This is a genomic window from Arsukibacterium tuosuense (genome assembly GCF_900215315.1).
Classification (GTDB): Bacteria; Pseudomonadota; Gammaproteobacteria; order Enterobacterales; family Alteromonadaceae; genus Alishewanella; species Alishewanella tuosuense.
Map to the genome: position 1 here is coordinate 266231 of NZ_OBEB01000002.1, position 17681 is coordinate 283911.

14 protein-coding genes are annotated in these 17681 nt (G+C 49.7%); 6 read left to right on the top strand and 8 right to left on the bottom strand.

The window, feature by feature from the left end:
- Positions 1-221: 221 nt before the first annotated feature.
- Together ilvN and CRO03_RS05750 are read right to left on the bottom strand one after the other, a co-directional pair.
- Positions 222-713, bottom strand: a complete 492-nt coding sequence (gene ilvN / locus CRO03_RS05745; RefSeq protein ID WP_097110667.1) for an acetolactate synthase small subunit — start codon at positions 711-713, stop codon at positions 222-224.
- A gap of 1 nt (position 714) precedes the next feature.
- Entirely contained in the window at positions 715-2454 is a 1740-nt protein-coding gene (locus tag CRO03_RS05750; protein WP_097110668.1) for an acetolactate synthase 3 large subunit, read from the bottom strand.
- 306 nt (positions 2455-2760) lie between these two features.
- Here CRO03_RS05750 and CRO03_RS05755 point away from each other — a divergent pair, with 306 nt between their 5' ends.
- Together CRO03_RS05755 and CRO03_RS05760 are read left to right on the top strand one after the other, a co-directional pair.
- Positions 2761-3606 (top strand): tetratricopeptide repeat protein, encoded by an 846-nt coding sequence (locus CRO03_RS05755; RefSeq protein ID WP_097110669.1) that lies wholly within the window; start codon positions 2761-2763, stop codon positions 3604-3606.
- A 9-nt stretch (positions 3607-3615) separates the two neighbouring features.
- The gene (locus tag CRO03_RS05760) at positions 3616-4830 is read left to right on the top strand and encodes a methyltransferase (RefSeq protein ID WP_097110670.1); all 1215 of its coding nucleotides are present in this window, start codon (positions 3616-3618) and stop codon (positions 4828-4830) included.
- A 13-nt stretch (positions 4831-4843) separates the two neighbouring features.
- On the opposite strand, the gene CRO03_RS05765 is transcribed toward CRO03_RS05760, so the two are convergent.
- From CRO03_RS05765 to speA, 3 genes are all read right to left on the bottom strand, one after another.
- On the bottom strand, positions 4844-5773 hold the full coding sequence (locus CRO03_RS05765) for an acyltransferase (RefSeq protein ID WP_097110671.1): 930 nt from the start codon (positions 5771-5773) through the stop codon (positions 4844-4846).
- Positions 5773-6666, bottom strand: a complete 894-nt coding sequence (locus CRO03_RS05770) for an acyltransferase (protein WP_097110672.1) — start codon at positions 6664-6666, stop codon at positions 5773-5775. Before CRO03_RS05770 ends, CRO03_RS05765 begins: the two co-directional genes overlap by 1 nt.
- Positions 6667-6933: 267 nt before the next feature.
- Positions 6934-8820, bottom strand: coding sequence for a biosynthetic arginine decarboxylase (gene speA, locus CRO03_RS05775; RefSeq protein ID WP_097110673.1), 1887 nt, complete (start codon positions 8818-8820; stop codon positions 6934-6936).
- Positions 8821-8955: 135 nt separating this feature from the next.
- Here speA and speE point away from each other — a divergent pair, with 135 nt between their 5' ends.
- Both speE and CRO03_RS05785 read left to right on the top strand, forming a co-directional pair.
- Complete coding sequence (speE, locus tag CRO03_RS05780; RefSeq protein WP_097110674.1) at positions 8956-9819, top strand: polyamine aminopropyltransferase; 864 nt, start codon at positions 8956-8958, stop codon at positions 9817-9819.
- Positions 9820-9943: 124 nt separating this feature from the next.
- Complete coding sequence (locus tag CRO03_RS05785; protein ID WP_097110675.1) at positions 9944-10396, top strand: DUF4124 domain-containing protein; 453 nt, start codon at positions 9944-9946, stop codon at positions 10394-10396.
- 124 nt (positions 10397-10520) lie between these two features.
- Here CRO03_RS05785 and CRO03_RS05790 read toward each other — a convergent pair whose 3' ends face one another.
- On the bottom strand, positions 10521-13394 hold the full coding sequence (locus CRO03_RS05790) for a TonB-dependent receptor plug domain-containing protein (RefSeq protein ID WP_097110676.1): 2874 nt from the start codon (positions 13392-13394) through the stop codon (positions 10521-10523).
- A gap of 256 nt (positions 13395-13650) precedes the next feature.
- On the bottom strand, positions 13651-14283 hold the full coding sequence (locus CRO03_RS05795; protein ID WP_097110677.1) for a YiaD family glycine zipper/OmpA-like lipoprotein: 633 nt from the start codon (positions 14281-14283) through the stop codon (positions 13651-13653).
- Between the two features lie 226 nt (positions 14284-14509).
- On the opposite strand from CRO03_RS05795, the gene CRO03_RS05800 reads away from it, so the two are divergent.
- Both CRO03_RS05800 and proB read left to right on the top strand, forming a co-directional pair.
- Positions 14510-15022, top strand: a complete 513-nt coding sequence (locus CRO03_RS05800) for a DUF4124 domain-containing protein (protein WP_245861498.1) — start codon at positions 14510-14512, stop codon at positions 15020-15022.
- 63 nt (positions 15023-15085) lie between these two features.
- Complete coding sequence (gene proB / locus CRO03_RS05805) at positions 15086-16192, top strand: glutamate 5-kinase (RefSeq protein WP_097110679.1); 1107 nt, start codon at positions 15086-15088, stop codon at positions 16190-16192.
- Here the strand turns inward: proB and CRO03_RS05810 are convergent.
- Positions 16189-17511 (bottom strand): hypothetical protein, encoded by a 1323-nt coding sequence (locus CRO03_RS05810; RefSeq protein ID WP_097110680.1) that lies wholly within the window; start codon positions 17509-17511, stop codon positions 16189-16191. The two genes, proB and CRO03_RS05810, sit on opposite strands and share 4 nt — an antisense overlap.
- Positions 17512-17681 lie beyond the last annotated feature (170 nt).

A 17681-nucleotide genomic window follows, 5' to 3' on the forward strand; every position in this document is an offset into this window, starting at 1 on the left:
TTCTTAAGACATATCTTTGCAACAGGGCTGGAAACTCGCTTTTGGTCCTAAATTAAGTGGCTAAATCTGGCTGGCTTAGCGTTCGGGCTGCAACACTCACCCCGGCTCGGCACAGCAACTCGCTCGCGCTTGCGCGCTCACTCAGACACTCTGTGCCGACCGGAATGAGGTTCCAGCCCTTCCTTAGAAATGTTTAGTTATTTTCGGTACTACTGTTGTTATTAAAGCGCCAGGGTTTTCTCACCGCGGGCAATGCCCGAGACGCCACTGCGTACCACTTCCAGGATCGGCGTGCCGGCTAATGCCTGAATAAAGGCATCCAGTTTATCGCTGGTACCCACTAGCTGCACGGTGTAGGTGCTGGCGGTAACGTCGATAATCTGACCGCGGAAAATATCAGCGCAGCGTTTAACTTCATCGCGCTGGGCGCCGCTGGCTTTAACTTTAACCAGCATCAGCTCGCGTTCCAGATGCGGCGCATCATTCAGGTCAGTCAGTTTTACCACTTCAATCAGTTTATGCAGCTGCTTGGTAATTTGCTCAATTACCTGATCATTACCATGGGTTACCAGGGTTAAGCGCGATAAGGTCGCGTCTTCCGTAGGGGCCACGGTTAACGAGTCAATGTTGTAACCGCGTTGGGCAAACAAGCCGACCAGCCGCGCCAGGGCACCTGATTCGTTTTCCAGCAGCACAGAAATTATATGTCGCATGTTAAGTCCTCTCTGTTTTGCTTAAAAACATCTCATTCATGGCGCCACCCGGAATTTGCATCGGGTAAACGTGCTCTTTCGGGTCTATATGAATATCGAGGAATACCAGCTGATCTTTCAGGGCAAAGGCCCGTTCCAGTGCCGGTATAAGTTGCTCAGGTTCGGTTACCCGAATACCAACATGGCCATAGGCTTCGGCCAGTTTGACAAAGTCGGGTAGCGAATCCATATAGGAGCTGGCATAGCGTGACTCATAATTCATATCCTGCCACTGTTTTACCATTCCTAAATAGCCGTTATTCAGGTTAATAATTTTTACCCCGAGGCCATATTGTTTGCAGGTCGATAACTCCTGAATATTCATCTGAATAGAGCCTTCGCCGGTAACACATATTACATCATCGTCAGGGAAATTCAGTTTTACCCCCATTGCTGCCGGCAGGCCAAAGCCCATCGTGCCGAGGCCGCCGGAGTTTATCCAGCGGTTAGGTTTATTAAAGCCGTAGTACTGGGCGGCGTACATCTGGTGCTGGCCAACATCACTGCAGACAAAAGCATTGCCCTTGGTAATTTTGCTAACCTGCTCAATGACATATTGCGGCTTCAGTAAGGGTGAATCGCTGTCGTAGCGGCCACCGTGCACGGCGCGCCAATCATCAATTTGCTGCCACCATTTTTTTAAGGCAGCACTGTCCAGTTTCTTCTTCTTTTGCTGCAACAATTCCAGCATTTCAGTCAGTACCGGTTTTACCAGGCCGACGATCGGAATATGGGCATTGATGGTTTTACTGATACTGGCCGGGTCGATGTCGATGTGGATTATAGTGGCATCGGGGCAGAATTTTTTGGTGTTATTGGTTACCCGATCGTCAAAGCGGGCGCCGACAGCCAGAATGAGATCGGCGTGGTGCATGGTCTGGTTAGCTTCATAGCTGCCATGCATGCCCAGCATGCCAATAAACTGTTTATCGCTGGCCGGGTAACAGCCCAGGCCCATCAGGGTGTTGGTCACCGGTAAATTCAGCAGTTGCGCCAGTTCAGTCAGCTCGGCTGATGCGCCACCCATAATCACACCGCCGCCGGCATACAGAATTGGCCTTTTTGCTGCCAATAATGCGGTAATGGCTTTTTTGATCTGGCCACTGTGGCCTTTTAGTTTTGGCTGATAAGAGCGCAGTTTAACTTCACTGGGATAGTGGTACGGAAAAGTCTGGCTCGGGATGGTCATATCTTTTGGGATATCGATGACAACCGGTCCTGGCCGGCCGCTTTGGGCGATATAAAAAGCTTTTTTAATAATCGCCGGAATATCTTCCGGCCGGCGCACCGACATATTGTGTTTACAAATCGGCCGCGAGATGCCGAGCATATCAGTTTCCTGAAAGGCATCGTCACCAATTAAATGGCTCATTACCTGGCCGGTCAGCACCACCATTGGTATGGAATCCATATAGGCGGTGGCAATGCCGGTAACCGCATTGGTCGCGCCGGGGCCGGAGGTCACCAGCACCGCGCCGGCTTTACCGGTGGCCCGGGCATAGGCATCGGCCATATGGGTTGCCGCCTGCTCGTGACGTACCAGCACGTGTTTCACTTTGGATTGCTGAAATAAGGCATCATAGATATGCAGCACTGCGCCACCAGGATAGCCATAAAGGTACTCTACCCCTTCATCGGCCAGCGCCCGGATAACCATAGCGGCACCCGATAACATCTCGGTTTGTTTAGTTTGGCTTGTCATGGTGTTGTCTCATAGTTTTTTATAGCAAAAGCGTACGGCGAACGCTGAAGAGTCAGCATTGGCTCAATAATCTGCAGCGCGCATTTTGGCGCTGCCAGTTTGCTACGTGGACGGGTTGTTAACTATGGCGTTCTTGTTGTTGCTTCTTTTTGAAGTCGTATTATTTGAACGCCCTGATAATTTACGGGATGTCAGGCGCAATGTCGATGGTTTTTTCGGATTTGCTGCAAGCTGCTCTGTGCTTGTAAAATGGAGCCCCCGGCCACATAGTAAAGCCATTACGTCGAAATACAGGACCTGTCAGTTATGCAAAGCCCCATCGTTGAAGTCACTATCCAGAATGCCCGTGAGGTACTGGAGCAATCGAATAAGCAGCTGGTACTGTTTCAGTTTCATTCGGCGCGCAGTGAAGGCTGCCAGCAGCTGACCTCGGTATTAACAGCAATAGTGCAGCGTTATCCACAGCAACTGCTGCTGGCCCGGGTCGATTGTGACCAGCAGCAGGATCTCGCCATGCAGTTTGGGGTGCAGTCACTCCCAACTGTGATGTTGATCAAAGACGGCCGGCCGGTCGATGGTTTTGCCGGGGTCGAAACCGAACAGGCCATCATGGCTCGGCTGCAACCTTATCTACCTAAGCCGGAAGATGAACTGATTGCCCGGGCAGAGCAGTTTCTGGCCGAGCAAAACCCGGCAGAAGCTTACCCGTTGTTTAAGCAGGCGCTGGAGTTAGCCCCTGAGCGCACTGAGCTGAAAGTCTGGCTGGCCGATACCGCAATTAGCCTCGGCCAGTTGCCGCAAGCCCAGACATTACTGGCAGAAGTAAAGCTGGCTGACCAGGACAGTGTTTATAAAGCGGTAATGGCGAAATTAGAACTGGCGCTGGAAGCGGCAGATACCCCGGAAATCCGCGCGCTGGAGCAGCAACTAGCCGCTAAGCCGGATGATAACAGCATTAAAGAACAGCTGGCGGTGCAGTATCAGGCAGCTCAGCGCAGTGAAGAAGCACTGGCCCTGTTGCTGGGGATCTTGCAGCAGGATCTTAACTACGGTGACAGCAAAAAACTGTTTCTGGATATTCTGGCCGCCTTACCAAAAGGTGATGCTGTCGCCAGCCAGTACCGGCGTAAACTGTACAGTCTGCTGTATTAGTAGCCGCGGGTGACTGATACTTCTGCGCTGCAACAGGCGTTTATTGATTGCAGTGCGCTGCTTCAGCAATACCGTGCCTACTGGCAGCTGGTGCCTTTTGCCTGCCAGCAACTGCCGTGGCAAAACCCGGCACTGCAGCAACAGCTGCTGAGTTTGCCTGAGCAGCAACTGAGCGCCATTGATCAGAGCCCGGCCTTGCAGCACCAGCATTTTGACGAGTTTTTTAGCGGTTTATTTGCGCTGAACGATTATCTGCAAGCAGCAAGTGAGGCGCTGGCCACCGGCGGGCTTAAGCCAGTTCCGTTCTGGCTGGCTAACGGCATTGGTGGGCGCAAACTGGAGCAAATTTCTGCCTTTGCTGCCCAACTGCCGTCAAGTCAGTTACCTATGCTGGAGTGGTGCGCCGGTAAAGGCCACCTGGGGCGTCTGCTGGCCTGGCAGTTTCAGCGGCCGGTAACCAGTATCGAATGGCAGCAACAGCTTTGTGTCGATGGCAGCGCGCTGGCTACTCAGTTTGCTATCCCGCAGCGCTTTGTGAATGCCGATGTGCTGACAGCACAAGGCAGTGCCGTGCTAGCGCCGCAGCAACAGGTGCTGGCGCTGCATGCCTGTGGTCAGTTGCATATTAAATTACTGCAACAGGCTGTTACCATAGGTTGTCAGCAATTAAACGTGGTGCCCTGCTGTTATCATTTAATTCCGGATGAGCACTATCAGCCATTATCGACACTGGCACAGCAGCATGATTTGGTGCTGAGTCAGCATGACTTAAAACTGGCCGTGCAGGGCCAGGTCACCGCGGGTGCCCGCGTTGAAAAACTGCGCCATACTGAAGTACAGTGGCGCCTGGCCTATCAGGCACTGCGGGCGGAACTGACCGGCGACCACAACTACCGGCCGCTTGCGTCGGTGGCCAAGCATTGGTTTAGTGGTGAATTTGCTGATTTCGCTCGTTGGGCGGCCGGGCAGCATCAGCTAAGCCTGCCGGCTGCGCCAGACTGGCAATACTATTTACAACAAGGTGCGAAACACGCCGCGCTGGTGCGACGAATTGAACTGGTCAGGCATCTGTTCCGGCGGCCACTGGAGCTTTGGCTGGTGCTGGACCGCGCGGTTTATCTGGAGCAACAAGGCTATCAGGTACAATTAAGCGCTTTTTGTGATTATCAGGTTACACCGCGTAATTTGCTGATCAAGGCGACGCGCCAACCCGCCACAGCCTGATCTGCCTGCTAAATTAACAGGCCAGTTGTTGCGAAGTAGCAGTTTGCTGTTCCTGTTGATAAAACGCCTGAATGTGCTGATCTTTGGCCTGCCAGCGCTGATTTAACCACAGCTGAAACCGCTGGCGGAAGCCTTCGTCATTAAAGTAATCGCCAATCACCTGCTCATCGACTGCCAGCACATCGGCTTTAATCACAATGCGCTTTAAGCGGCCCATCAGCATGTCTAACGCCACATGTTGCTGGTTATCGGGATAAATTAAGGTTAAATCCAGGATAGCATTAAACTGCTCTCCCATGCTGGCCAGGGTAAAAGCAATACCACCGGCTTTGGGTGGCAGTAAGTACTGAAACGGGCTTTGTTTGGCCAGACGCTTTTGTTCAGTACAGCGGCTGCCTTCAACAAAATTAATAATGGTAGTGGGTACCGTTAAGAATTTGGCACAGGACTTACGGGTAGTGGCAATATCTTTACCTTTTAAATGCGGGTGTTTTGCCAGGGTGGCGGCGCTGTATCGCTTCATATAAGGCATATCGAGTGCCCAGCAGCCCGTTCCCAAAAAGGGGATCCATTTTAACTGATCTTTTAAGAAAAACTTGGGCTCAGGAATAAGCTTATGAGCGAAACCGCTGACTACCGGAATATCCAGCCAGCTTTTGTGGTTGGCGATAAGCAAGTACCAGCTTTCCCGGTCCAGGGTTTGCTCACCACTGATTTGCCAGTCGACATCGTTAAACAGATTAATCAGGCCGGTGTTGACGATGGTCCAGCCCCGGAAACAACTGCGCCCGGCCATTGCCAACACCCGGTGCACATTTTTAAAGGGTAACAGCAGTTTAATAATGCCAATAGGGGTGACGACGATACCCCAGAACGCCAGGTTCAGAGCAAAGCAGCTAAAACTAACGGGTAACAGTAACCAGCCGGGCAAAAAACTTAACATCAGCCTACTCCTTTTTGCGCTAATGCGGCCAACTCCTGATCTTTGTGCTGCCATAACTGGTTTACCCACTGCTGAAACCGCTCGCGGTAAACCGGGTCGTTATAGTCGCCGATCAAATCGTTGGTGATCGGTAATACCGTAATGTTTACTGTTATATCACGAACTTTACCTGAAATATAATCCCAGAAACTGGGGATCCCCTGCGGATAGTAAATAGTGATATCCAGCATTTTATGCAGTTGATTGCCCATGGCCCCCAAAACAAAAGCGACGCCACCAGCCTTTGGTTTTAACAGGCGGCGAAACGGAGATTGCTGAACGTCATGTTTCTGTTTGGTGAAGCGGGTGCCCTCGACAAAATTCATAATGGTAGTGGGTTTAAACTGAAATTTGCGGCAAGCCTTGCGGGTAGTTTCAATATCTTTTCCTTGTAAATGGGGGTTTTTCAGTAAAAAATGCTTGCTGTAACGTTTCATAAACGGGAAATCGAGCGCCCACCAGCAAATGCCCAGCAGCGGCACATAGATCAGCTCTTTTTTCAGGAAAAATTTAATAAACGGAATTTTGCGGTTAAAAATATTCTGCAACACCAGAATGTCGGCCCAGGATTGATGATTAGCTAAAATCAGGTACCAGTCTTTACTTGAAAGCTGCTCCAGACCCTGCACATTCCAGCGAATTCGGGTAAACAGGGCAGTGGTGAAGTTGTTAACGCTAATCCAGGCCACGGCACAGGCATCCAGCAGATAGGTCATCCAGCTTTGCCAGCGGGTCACCGGCGGCAGCTTTAATATTGCCAGTATTACCACCGGTACAAACCAGAACAGAGTGTTAAAGAAATACAGTAATACAGACAACACGCCAACAATGGGCTTGGGTAAAAACGATAACATAGCGCACCTGATCATTTATACCCGTCCTACTTGAAGTTGCAGCGGTGTTGGCTACGTTCACTCACTGGAGCGCCAGCCCGGCCCAATTACATAGTTTGCAATGTTCATGGGGTCGCACTGGCGTTCCAGTTCGCTCACTTGCCGCCTACCTGCATCTTCAAGTTGTTTGGGTATAGTGCTGCCGCTACTGGCAACACGAATTAAGTTTAAGACAAACAGAGCAGCCACTGGCTGCTCTGTACTTGTCCGATCAGTGGCTATTCTAGCTTAATCTTCGAAATAGGTATAACCATATACGCCGGATTTCAGTTCATCCAGTAAGGCGTCTTTCTGTTCGGCAGTCATATCCAGTTTAGCCAGTTGATTGCTGTACGACGTTAGCAGTTTAGTGGCATCAAACTGGACATAGCGCAGCACATCGGCAACAGTATCGCCTTTGATAATGTTGGTTAGCTTGTAACCACCATCATCGGTCAGTTCAACATGCACGGAATCGGTGTCGCCAAACAAGTTGTGTAAGTCACCCAGAATTTCCTGATAAGCACCGACCATAAACATGCCTAACAAGTATTGCTCATCTTCTTTGTATACCGGCAGTGGCAGGCTGGACTCAATACCATTGCCATCGGCGTAACTCTTCAGCTGGCCGTCCGAGTCGCAGGTAATGTCCTGAATAATCGCCCGGTGATCCAGCGGCTCCAGCATCCGCTCCAGCGGCATTACCGGAAACAACTGGTCAATACCCCAGGCATCTGGCATTGACTGAAACAAGGAAAAGTTAACGAATAACTTATCAGCCAGCTTTTCATTCAGTTCATCATGAATTGCCCGGTGTGAGCGGGCAGATAAATCGAGGTTAGCCCGCACTTTATTGATGGTGGCAAAGTAAATTTGTTCCAGCAGTGACCAGTCCTGCAACGTCAGCAGGCCATGCACATACTGGGCATGAGCATCAGTAAAATAGTGGATAGCATCGTGATACGCCTCTACCGCTGAGCGCGGGGTAACATTCTGATAGGCGTCCCACAAGCCGAGAATAACGGTCGGGGCATCGTCGCTTGGCTCGGGCAGGTTAACTAAGCCCGGCGCCCGCTCTATATCAATCGCATCCGTTACCAGTACCGCATGGTGAGCAGTCATCGCCCGGCCAGACTCGGTAATAATATTCGGGTGTGGTAAGTCGTATTCGTCACAGACTTCTTTTAAGCCGTTAACCACATTGCGGGCATATTCCATCATGGTGTAGTTCATCGAGCAGGCTGAGCGCGATTTCGAACCTTCATAGTCAACCCCCAAACCGCCACCGACATCAACGGTGGTTATAGGCACGCCTAAGGTGCGTAGCTCGGCATAATGGCGGGCACATTCACGAATAGCGTTATGAATATCGCGGATGTTGGCAATTTGCGAACCAATATGGAAATGCACCAACTGCAGTAAATCAAGCTTGCCGGCTGCGCGCAGGACATCAATTGCCTGCAACACCTGGGTTGCGGTTAAGCCGAATTTCCCCTTTTCGCCGCCGGTATTCTGCCACTTGCCTTTACCGACCGAGTTTAAACGAATGCGGATACCAATCCGTGGCGCTGCGCCTAAATTGTCAATTTCCCGCAGCAGGGTTTTCAGCTCTGACAGTTTTTCGACCACCACATACACGGTGTGGCCCATCATCTGGCCAATAGTCGCCAGCCGCAAAAACTCACTGTCTTTGTAGCCATTACAGACGATTTGTAACGGCTTTTCAGTAACCCCCAGAATGGCCATTAATTCAGGTTTACTGCCTGCTTCCAGACCCACTTTACCGCTTTCGTGGCTGATTAAGCGTTTAACCACAGAGAACTGCTGGTTCACCTTAATCGGGTAAACGGCGGTGTACTGGCCCTGATAGTCTTTTTCGGCTTTGGCATTTCTGAATGATTTAATCAGGGTATCAACCCGGTGCTGCAAAATGTCGGTAAAGCGCACCAGTACCGGTAAGGTCAGGCCTTCCTCTTTGAAGCGGTTAGTCAGCTCGGGAAAGCTGATACCCGCTTTGCTGTGATCCTGATCCGGATAGGCAATTAAATTGCCGTCCTGGTTCACATCAAAGTAGCCTTCACTCCATACGGCAACGTTATAAATTGAACGTGCTTTTTCAATACCCCAATCAGCCATTACGGTTCCTTAAAAATTTCTGTGTCAGATAGTGTAAAGCCTATGCCGGTAAGCTGCAGCAAAAAACGATAAAAATTTGTTTGTTGCCGCCCATACAGGCAAAATATGCGACCTATACGTTTAAGGGGAATAAAGATGTCAGTATTTGATGACAAAAAGTGGCTAACCGAAGTTTTTGCCGACAGCGGTAGCGTCTTTGGTCTGGCCATTACTAAAAAGCTGGATGAAGTGCAGTCGCCGTTCCAGAAAATTGCGATGTATGAAACCAGCCATTTCGGTAATTTGATGGTGATTGACGACGTGATTATGCTCAGTAGCCGCGATAACTTTTTGTATCATGAAATGCTGAGCCATCCGGTGTTGTTCACTCATCCCAACCCGAAAAACGTGGTAATTATTGGTGGTGGTGACTGCGGTACCCTGCGTGAAGTATTAAAACACCCCGGGGTTGAAACAGTAACTCAGATTGACATAGACGAGCAGGTTACCCGGATGGCAGAAAAGTACTTCCCGGAGCTGTGTGCGTCGAACAATGATCCTCGGGCAACGTTGCAGTTTGCTGATGGCATTAAGTTTATGCGGGAAGCAGCGGCTGAGTCAGTCGACGTGATTATTGTCGACTCCACGGACCCGATTGGCCCGGGTGAAGGTTTATTTAACCGGGCGTTCTATGCCAGCTGCCTGCAAGCGTTACGTTCAGGTGGTATTTTAGTACAGCAAAGCGAGTCGCCGTTAATTCATATGCCGCTGCTATCAGCTATGCGCCAGGCCATGAGCGATGCTGGTTTTGCCGCATTGCAAACCCTGAATTTTCCGCAGATGGTTTACCCGTCAGGCTGGTGGACTTGCACCCTTGCCCGCAAAGGGGCTGCCTTTAATGGTTTCAGGGAAGCTGATGCTCAGCAGGCACCTTTTGCCACTGAATATTACAATGTTGACATTCATAAAGCCGCTGCTGCATTGCCGAACTTTATGAAAAAAGCGCTGCAAGCCAATTAAAATAAGGTTTGAAGTAGTACAAATGGCTTAACGCCAGCTGAAAGCAAAAAATAAATAACAAACAAGGCTTGCTAAATTGGCAAGCCTTTTGTACATTTATTGCTCATAAAAAGGGTGAAGTAATATGAGATACTTGTCGTTATTGTTTTTTGGGGCTTTTTCAGCGCAGGCGACGGTGTATAAATGCGAAACAAATGGCGTAGTTGAATTCAGCCAGTTTGCATGTGCCAAGGATGCTGAAGCAGTAGATATGCGGCCAGTCGGTACTGCTTTGTCAGGCACCCCGGGCGAGTTCCGGCAGCAGGTCGATGCAGTTAAACGTAAAAGTCGTTTTGTAGAATTTCAAATTGCTAAACTGGAGCAGGAAAAGACCTTGTTACTGGAAGAGCTTAAGGCTGAGCAGTACAAACTCAGACGCAGTTTCCCCCGGGCAGAAGAAGTCGCCGCCATTGCCCAGAAAATTGAGCGCACTGAACAACGCTATGCCGAAAAGATTAGCACTGAACGTGCTACTTTGCGGGGCTTGCAAGCGCAAGTGGTAACACTGGAGCGGCAATACGCCAAAGCTGCCAATTAATTAGTGTTAGCCCTGATATATCAAAAACCCGCTGAACAGCGGATTTTTGTATTTTAACAGTATGTCCGCACTGCACCTGCACCGCAAAAGGCAGCTGGCCGAGAGAACTCCGCCAGCAGGATTATTACAGGGTAAAAGAGGCGCGCAGATACCAAAAGCGACTGCCTGGCATGTCATAGGTTGAAGGGTCATAGCCATTAAGTGAGCAAGACAGACAAACCGGCGGCTCTTTGCCAAAAACGTTATTGATACCCAGGCTAAGTTGTAAGCCAGAGAATATCTGATCGGTGGTCCAGCTTAGCTGCGCATCATGGAAGGTAGTGCTACCCAGCTTGTTGTAGCCGTTTTGCGGATTATTACGGCAAATTGCGAAACTGGCTGCATCGCCACAACTTTCTACCAAATCACTGGTATATCGCATGGTCCAGCTCACCCGCCATGCTTCATAACTCAAATTAGCGGCCAGGTTGCTGCTCCATTCCGGGATGCCGCTGTCATTCACTTCAATGCCTACCGTTTTCGGTTGGGGCTGACCATTGGCATCGAGGACGGTGTAATCGTCCACAAAGGTGGTACGCCAGTTAACGCTAAGCTGGCCATAATCCGCCGCAGGCAGTAACCAGTTAACGTCAAAGTCGAAACCAGAGGTATCTATCTGGCCGATATTAGTCAGCACATTGTTAAAGCTGTTGATGGCCCCAAAACTATTGCGACTGATACCGTTACAGAAGTTATCATCCAGCGTCTGGACACAGAGATTGAGCTGGGTCTGAGCATCCAGTGCCTGAATGGCGCCTTTCAGCTCGTGCTGGTACCAGGAAACACTGATATCCATTCTTTCAGACCAGCTTTGTTGTACCGCGAATTGCGGACTGTACACCGCGCCCAGGTTGTAGCTGGTGGACGTTTCCGGCGCCAGATCACGGTTACCACCGGTAATAACACCAATTTGCGGATTTGGCTGCTCGTAATCTGCCGGAACGCCCAGCGTGGCACAATTAGCAACAATCGCGCTGTTTACCGGTGCCGAGCAGGGATCAGAAATCACCGCATCAAAACCGCTGGCAGAACCAAATAGCTCGCCGATATTCGGTGCCCTGAAGCCTTCAGACCAACTGCCCCGCAACAGCATTTCATCTGATATCAGCCAGCGGACACCGATTTTGCTGGTAGATTCGCCACCAAAAGTAGAGTAGTCAGAATAACGACTGGCCAGGCTCAAATCCAACTGCTCAGCCAACGCAGTATCACGCAGTAACGGCACGCTTAGCTCAAGATACAGCTCGTTGACATCCAGTGAACCCGCTGTTGGTAACGACACCACACCGTTATATTCCCCTGACACGGTTAAACCATCAGGATTATACTCACCGGTATATTTACGGGACTCCCAGCCACCGGCAAAGCTTAACGGGCCGGCTGGCAACTCTGTTATATCGCCGGTTAAATTAACGGAATAAAGACTGAGTTTGTTTTCACTGCTGTCACGGACAATCGGCTGAATATAGCTGAGCATATCGCTGCTGATACTGCCTTCACCAAAAATATCCAGTGGCACGCAGTTTGGATCTGCCTGACATGCTGCTAGCGGCCCTAAGGCAGTGGACAAGCGGCGTGCGTTATAACTACCGAAGTTATCCTGACGGGCACGGTTGGTACTGTAAGCGGCATTGATATCCCAATAAATTGGCTGGCCACTGGCCATAAACTGGCCTTCCATACCGGTTGCGACGTAAAACGTATCGACCTTTTGCTCAAAGCGCCGCGCGCCGCCTTCCAGTGGCCGGCGACCTGCTAAAGCCAGATTTGTGCCCGCACCGGTACTGATAAGGTCAAAACCAAAGGGGTTATATGGGTTGTCGGCAGCGATAGTAATGTTGTCTGCCCAGAAATTGGTCGGTGCGGCAGTACCAATAAAGAACGGTTCTGGTGCAGCCTGATTGACACTATTGCGCTGGTTATACAAGGCTCTTAAATACCAGCTGGTATCATCAGCTAACTGATAAGTTTGCTGAGTATAGAGCGACATTCGTTTATTTGGGGTTTGGAGCAGATTATAGGTGGCAAAGTTGAAGCGGTCATCGTTGGTAAAACAGTGGAAATCATCAGTACGGTCACAACTGTCGCCCAGCGCCGGATTGTAAGTCGGGCTGGTAACACCGGCATTGGGGACTAAATCGAGTTCTGCACCTGTATTCGGGTCAGTAAAAATGAAGCGGCCAGCCGGAATAGCCGAACTACCAAACGCTACCCCGGTACCAGGTACTGGCAAGCTGGAGCGATCGCGATCGCTGGCATTAACTTCTTCCTGCTCGTTGTAACTGGCAGCGACAAAGTAACTGTGCTTGTCATTGCTGCCACCAAAGCTCAGTTCAAAATCCATATTGTGGCCATCACCCTTGGTAAACTGACCGACCCTGCTGCTAAAGCGGGCTTTATCGTCAGTTTTGCGGGTAATAATGTTAACTACACCGGCAATTGCGTCTGAACCGTAGATGGAAGAGGCGCCATCTTCCAGAACTTCAATCCGGTCGACAATAGCCAGGGGGATGGTGTTTAAATCGACGACGCCGCCAACCCCAGACGCTGAACTTTCATTAACCCAGCGAATGCCATCGACTAGTACCAGCACACGTTTGGCACCAAGATGCCGCAAGTCGACGGTGGTTGCGCCAGCCCCAACGCCGCCGCCATCAGGCGGAAAACCGAAATTACCGCTGGAATTGAACTTGGTATTCAGGGCAGAGCCTGATGCTGTTATGTTCTGAATAATATCACCGATAGAGGAGAGGCCTGACCGGTCAATAAAATCCCGATCCAAAATCTGAACCGGACTTTTCCCCTCCAGTTCGGTTTGTTTTATCCGGCTGCCGGTAACTTCTATCCGCTCAACATTGGCATCTTCTGCCTGCTGTGCCTGCTGTGCCTGTAGTTGTGGTGCATTAGCGAGTAACGCTGTGGTGATGGCAAAACTTAAGGTTGAATATGACATTCGCATAAAGCTGTTCCTTGTTGTAGTTGTTTTAAAACCTGAGTCAGCGACTACTCCGGGAACAGCTTTAAAGCCCGGCCTGCTTCAGGCTTAGCGCACTTTAGGTAAGTTTGTGTTGTCATAAAACAGACAAACAGCAACAGCATAGCTAACAACGGGCAGTTTGTAAAAATAATGCAAATTCAGTGAAATTTGGGGTGTAATGTTTTTTTGACGTAAAAAAAGAGCCTCTCGGCTCTTTTTAAGTGGCTTTGTTTAATAGTTATTCAACAATCGGCTCTATATGAATTTCTACCCGGCGGTTTTGCGCCCGGTTGGCATCAGACGTATTGGCCACTGCCGGATAGTTCGGGCCATAGCCCTGGGTTTCTAAACGGATTGACTGGACATTCTGCGCCATTAAATAATTTTTAACTGCATCCGCCCGGGCCATCGATAAGTTCATATTGTATTGGTAAGGACCAGTATCGTCGGTGTGGCCGGCAATAACCAACATGGTTTTTTCATAGTCACGTAGCACTTTGGCTATATCATTAAATACCGGATACAAATTAGATTTAATGTCAGAGCGGTTAATATCAAACGTAAGCTGGGCCGGAATATCCAGTTTTAATATATCGCCATCGCGGATAACTTTTACCCCGGAGCCACTTAGCTCTTCCCGCATGGCTTTTTCCTGGTTATCCATATAGCTGCCAACTGCGGCACCTGCCAGCGCGCCAACAGCGGCGCCGATCACTAAACGTTTGTCTTTGTGATTGCCGGTGGCTTTACCGGCAATAGCGCCGGCGACAGCACCTATGGCGGCTCCTTTAGTAGCATTATTCTGGTTAGCGCAGCCGGCTAATATCAGGCTGGCGGCGAGGGTAGTAACTGCAAAAGACATAAACTTCATAACGTACTCCTTAGAATTATCATTCGAGCTTAACACTGTTCTCTGAATTGCTGCTGAACTTCATTGAATACTTAAGTTTGTGTTATTTCTTTACAATTTGCTGGAAACATATCATGTAGATTTAATGTAAATAGAATTCCCTTTCATGGCTTTTTTGGGTAAGGTAAGCGGGTTTTGGGTAGCAAGAATGGCCACCCGCAGTTTGAGACAATCAGGACATACAGTAATGATAACTATAATTCGTTGTTTTTGTTTGTTATTTTTTTTGGGGTTAGCTCAGGTAGTAGATGCCAGTGTATTTAAATGTACGGCAGCAGATGGCAGTGTGGTATTTCAGGGCTCGCCTTGTATTAGCGGTGACGAAGCACAAATAGATATGCTGTTTGGCGAGCAGGAACAGCGCAAACCAATGGCAATGCTTGCTGGCAGCTGGTGTGAGCTGGGTACATCTAAGGTACTGGATGGTACGGTATACCGGGACGAAGCCTTAAGTAAAACCTGGGTATTTGCAGAGCATCAGATGACTCAGCATATTCAGCAAGGTCAGCGTCAGGACACGTTTAATTACAATATCCGGCAGCAAACAGGTAACTTTGTGATTGATCATCCGGCTTTTGGCAGCGGCCAGGTAAGTTGGCATGTCCGTCGTCATACTGAGCAGGAGCTTGTTATTGCCGCCTATGGCAACTTTACCCACCTGACTGCCGGCGAGTGTAATGTTGCAATGGTGCGGAATTAAAAATAAATAGACATATAGACGCCTGAATCGTAAGCTGCTGCCATCGTTTAGCGGGAGTATGTTATGGCTTTTGCGTCCTGGCGTCGTATCGTAATTAAAGTGGGCAGCGCGCTGATTGCGCCCTCCGCCCACGGCTGTTCTACCCGCTATCTGTTAACCATTGCCCGTTTTATTGCTGAATGCCGGCTGGCTGGCAAAGAGGTGGTACTGGTATCATCCGGCAGTGTGGCTGCGGGGCGCAACGCCATTGCTGCGAAGCAGCAGCCACTACCCATTAATATTAAACAAGCCATGGCTGCGGTAGGCCAAAGCCGGATGATGGCGAGCTGGAGCCAGCTATTTGACTTTGACTGTGCCCAGATATTGTTGACGCATGACGACCTGCAAGACCGCAGCCGTTATCTGAACATCGACAATACCCTGCGCACGTTGCTGGCCAATCAGGTTTTACCCATCGTTAATGAAAATGACTCAGTGGCAACGGCCGAGCTGAAAGTGGGTGACAACGACAACTTAGCAGCATTGGTGGCAATAGTGGTCGATGCCGACGTGCTGCTAATTTGTTCAGACATTGATGGTTTATATACTGCCAATCCCAGGTTGGAACCCGATGCCAGGCACATCACTGAAGTACCACAAATAACCAGTGCTATTTACAGCATGGCCGGTGGCAGTCACCATGCTATTGGTACCGGCGGTATGCTGACCAAAATTCAGGCCGCAGATAAGGCCACTAAGGCTGGTATCGATACCCTTATTATCAACGGTCAGGATCCCGGCAGCTTTGAAAAATTACTGGCAGGTGCAGCGGCCGGCACCCGTTTTGTCCGGCAGCAAGACCGGCTTAGTGCTAAGAAGCACTGGTTGCTGAATACCTTAAAACAACAGGGCGTAATAGAAGTTGATGCCGGTGCCTGTATTGCATTAGATAAACATGGTGCGTCATTACTTGCCAGTGGTATTGTCAGCTGCAGTGGCAACTTTGAAAAAGGTGATGCATTACTTATTACCGGACCACAGCAGCAGCCCCTGGCCAAGGGCATCAGTCAGTACAGCTCAAAAGAACTTGGCATAATAAAGGGCCTGCACAGTAAAGACATCGTTGCGGCGCTTGGTTACTGCCCCAGTGAGGAAGTTGTGCACCGCAACGATTTGGTGTTACTGACTTAGCTGTCTGGCACTGATTCCAACCGGGCCAGCAGTTGACTATGCTGGCCATACTGATTTTTAGCTTCATTAAGTTGACGTTGCAGTTTATCCAGTTGCAACCTCAGCTCATTCAACTGCCGGTTATTATCCTGCAGCAGCGCCTGATGGCTGTCACGGGCCTGTTGCAATTCGATGTCGAGTTTCGAGCGGTTTTCCTGCTGTTGCTGGTTCAGCTCGGCCCGCACGTTACTACTCTGGTTGTTCTGCTGTTCGGTCAGCTCCGCTACCTGTTGCCGGTATGCTGCCGTTAAACTATCCAGATTGCTGCGCCGACTGACATTATGTTCATCTTCCTGTTTCTTAATCTCTGCCAGTTGCGCCTGATATTGCTCGTCAATGCGCTGATAGGCCAGCCGGCGTTTCTCATCCGACTCAGCTTTATAAACCGTATAGTCGGCTCTGGCCATATTTTTCCGGGCGTTACTGGTGTCTGCTGCAAACTCATCCCGTACTTTATTACGTTCAGCGCTGCGGGCATCACGGGCCCGGGTCCGCTCGGCAGAAAAGTTCGCCCGGGCGAGGCGGTGCTGGCTGTCAATCTCAGCCACTTTTTTATCATAGTCTTGTTTAAATACCGCTGTCTGCTGTTGGCGTTCAGCCTGCAGCTGACTGCTCATTTCACGACTCTGGCTGCGTACCTGCTGATGTAATTCAGCACGCTGCTGGGAAAGCTGTTGTTGCATGTTAGCCAGATGGTCAGCAGACAGACGGGTTTTTTCCTGTAGTTGGCGATTAAGTTCATTGTAGCGGGCTATGCCAGATGCCAGTTGCTCTTCCTCAACGGCTATTTTCTGTTGCTGCTCGGTTAATGCGTCTTTGGCTTTTTTCAGCAATTTTTTATAATCAGAACTTCCCTGAACCACATGTTGTTTATTAAACGCCGACAATGGTTTACCGGGGCGAAACGGCGGCACGCTTTGCAGATCAAGCCTGCTTTGCCATTGTCCGGCGTCCAGGGTGGAATAGGCAATACCATGCAGTTGAAACGGCTGTTTCTTTTCCTGAGCAATTTCCAGAATGTCGGTATGCAGCAAACTGCCTACTTTATGATGCAGGTTTTCTTTCGGTGCTATAGTTGCAGCAATTCGGTATTGCCAAAGCGGCTCCACTTTGCTGCCAGTGTCTTCACTGGCTTCTACTTTAAATTTAGTTACTTGCCAGCCATCAGGGATGTCTTGTTCCAGTTGTTGTTTTACTGCTTCCAGTTGTGGTGGGTCACTGCAGCCAGCCACCAGCGTCAGCAGTAAAAATAATCCAGCATATTTAAACCATGTTTTCATTGTGTATGCTCCGTCATCAGTTAATCTGTACCCTGAAACTCTGCGCATCACTGTAGGGTCAGCGGACTACTGTGATATGCAGTAGCCGTTACAACAAACAACAACGGATATCGGCTAAGTTTAGTCAGGAATTTCCTGAGCAGACAAGTCGCAATCTAAATAAGTTTAAG

Coding starts and splice junctions, on each gene's coding strand:
- proB (WP_097110679.1), top strand. CDS start 15,086: ATGGCTTTTGCGTCCTGGCGTCGTATCGTAATTAAAGTGGGCAGCGCG.
- CRO03_RS05765 (WP_097110671.1), bottom strand. CDS start 5,773: ATGTTAAGTTTTTTGCCCGGCTGGTTACTGTTACCCGTTAGTTTTAGC.
- CRO03_RS05790 (WP_097110676.1), bottom strand. CDS start 13,394: ATGCGAATGTCATATTCAACCTTAAGTTTTGCCATCACCACAGCGTTA.
- CRO03_RS05800 (WP_245861498.1), top strand. CDS start 14,510: ATGATAACTATAATTCGTTGTTTTTGTTTGTTATTTTTTTTGGGGTTA.
- CRO03_RS05795 (WP_097110677.1), bottom strand. CDS start 14,283: ATGAAGTTTATGTCTTTTGCAGTTACTACCCTCGCCGCCAGCCTGATA.
- CRO03_RS05755 (WP_097110669.1), top strand. CDS start 2,761: ATGCAAAGCCCCATCGTTGAAGTCACTATCCAGAATGCCCGTGAGGTA.
- CRO03_RS05785 (WP_097110675.1), top strand. CDS start 9,944: ATGAGATACTTGTCGTTATTGTTTTTTGGGGCTTTTTCAGCGCAGGCG.
- ilvN (WP_097110667.1), bottom strand. CDS start 713: ATGCGACATATAATTTCTGTGCTGCTGGAAAACGAATCAGGTGCCCTG.
- CRO03_RS05810 (WP_097110680.1), bottom strand. CDS start 17,511: ATGAAAACATGGTTTAAATATGCTGGATTATTTTTACTGCTGACGCTG.
- CRO03_RS05770 (WP_097110672.1), bottom strand. CDS start 6,666: ATGTTATCGTTTTTACCCAAGCCCATTGTTGGCGTGTTGTCTGTATTA.
- speA (WP_097110673.1), bottom strand. CDS start 8,820: ATGGCTGATTGGGGTATTGAAAAAGCACGTTCAATTTATAACGTTGCC.
- speE (WP_097110674.1), top strand. CDS start 8,956: ATGTCAGTATTTGATGACAAAAAGTGGCTAACCGAAGTTTTTGCCGAC.
- CRO03_RS05750 (WP_097110668.1), bottom strand. CDS start 2,454: ATGACAAGCCAAACTAAACAAACCGAGATGTTATCGGGTGCCGCTATG.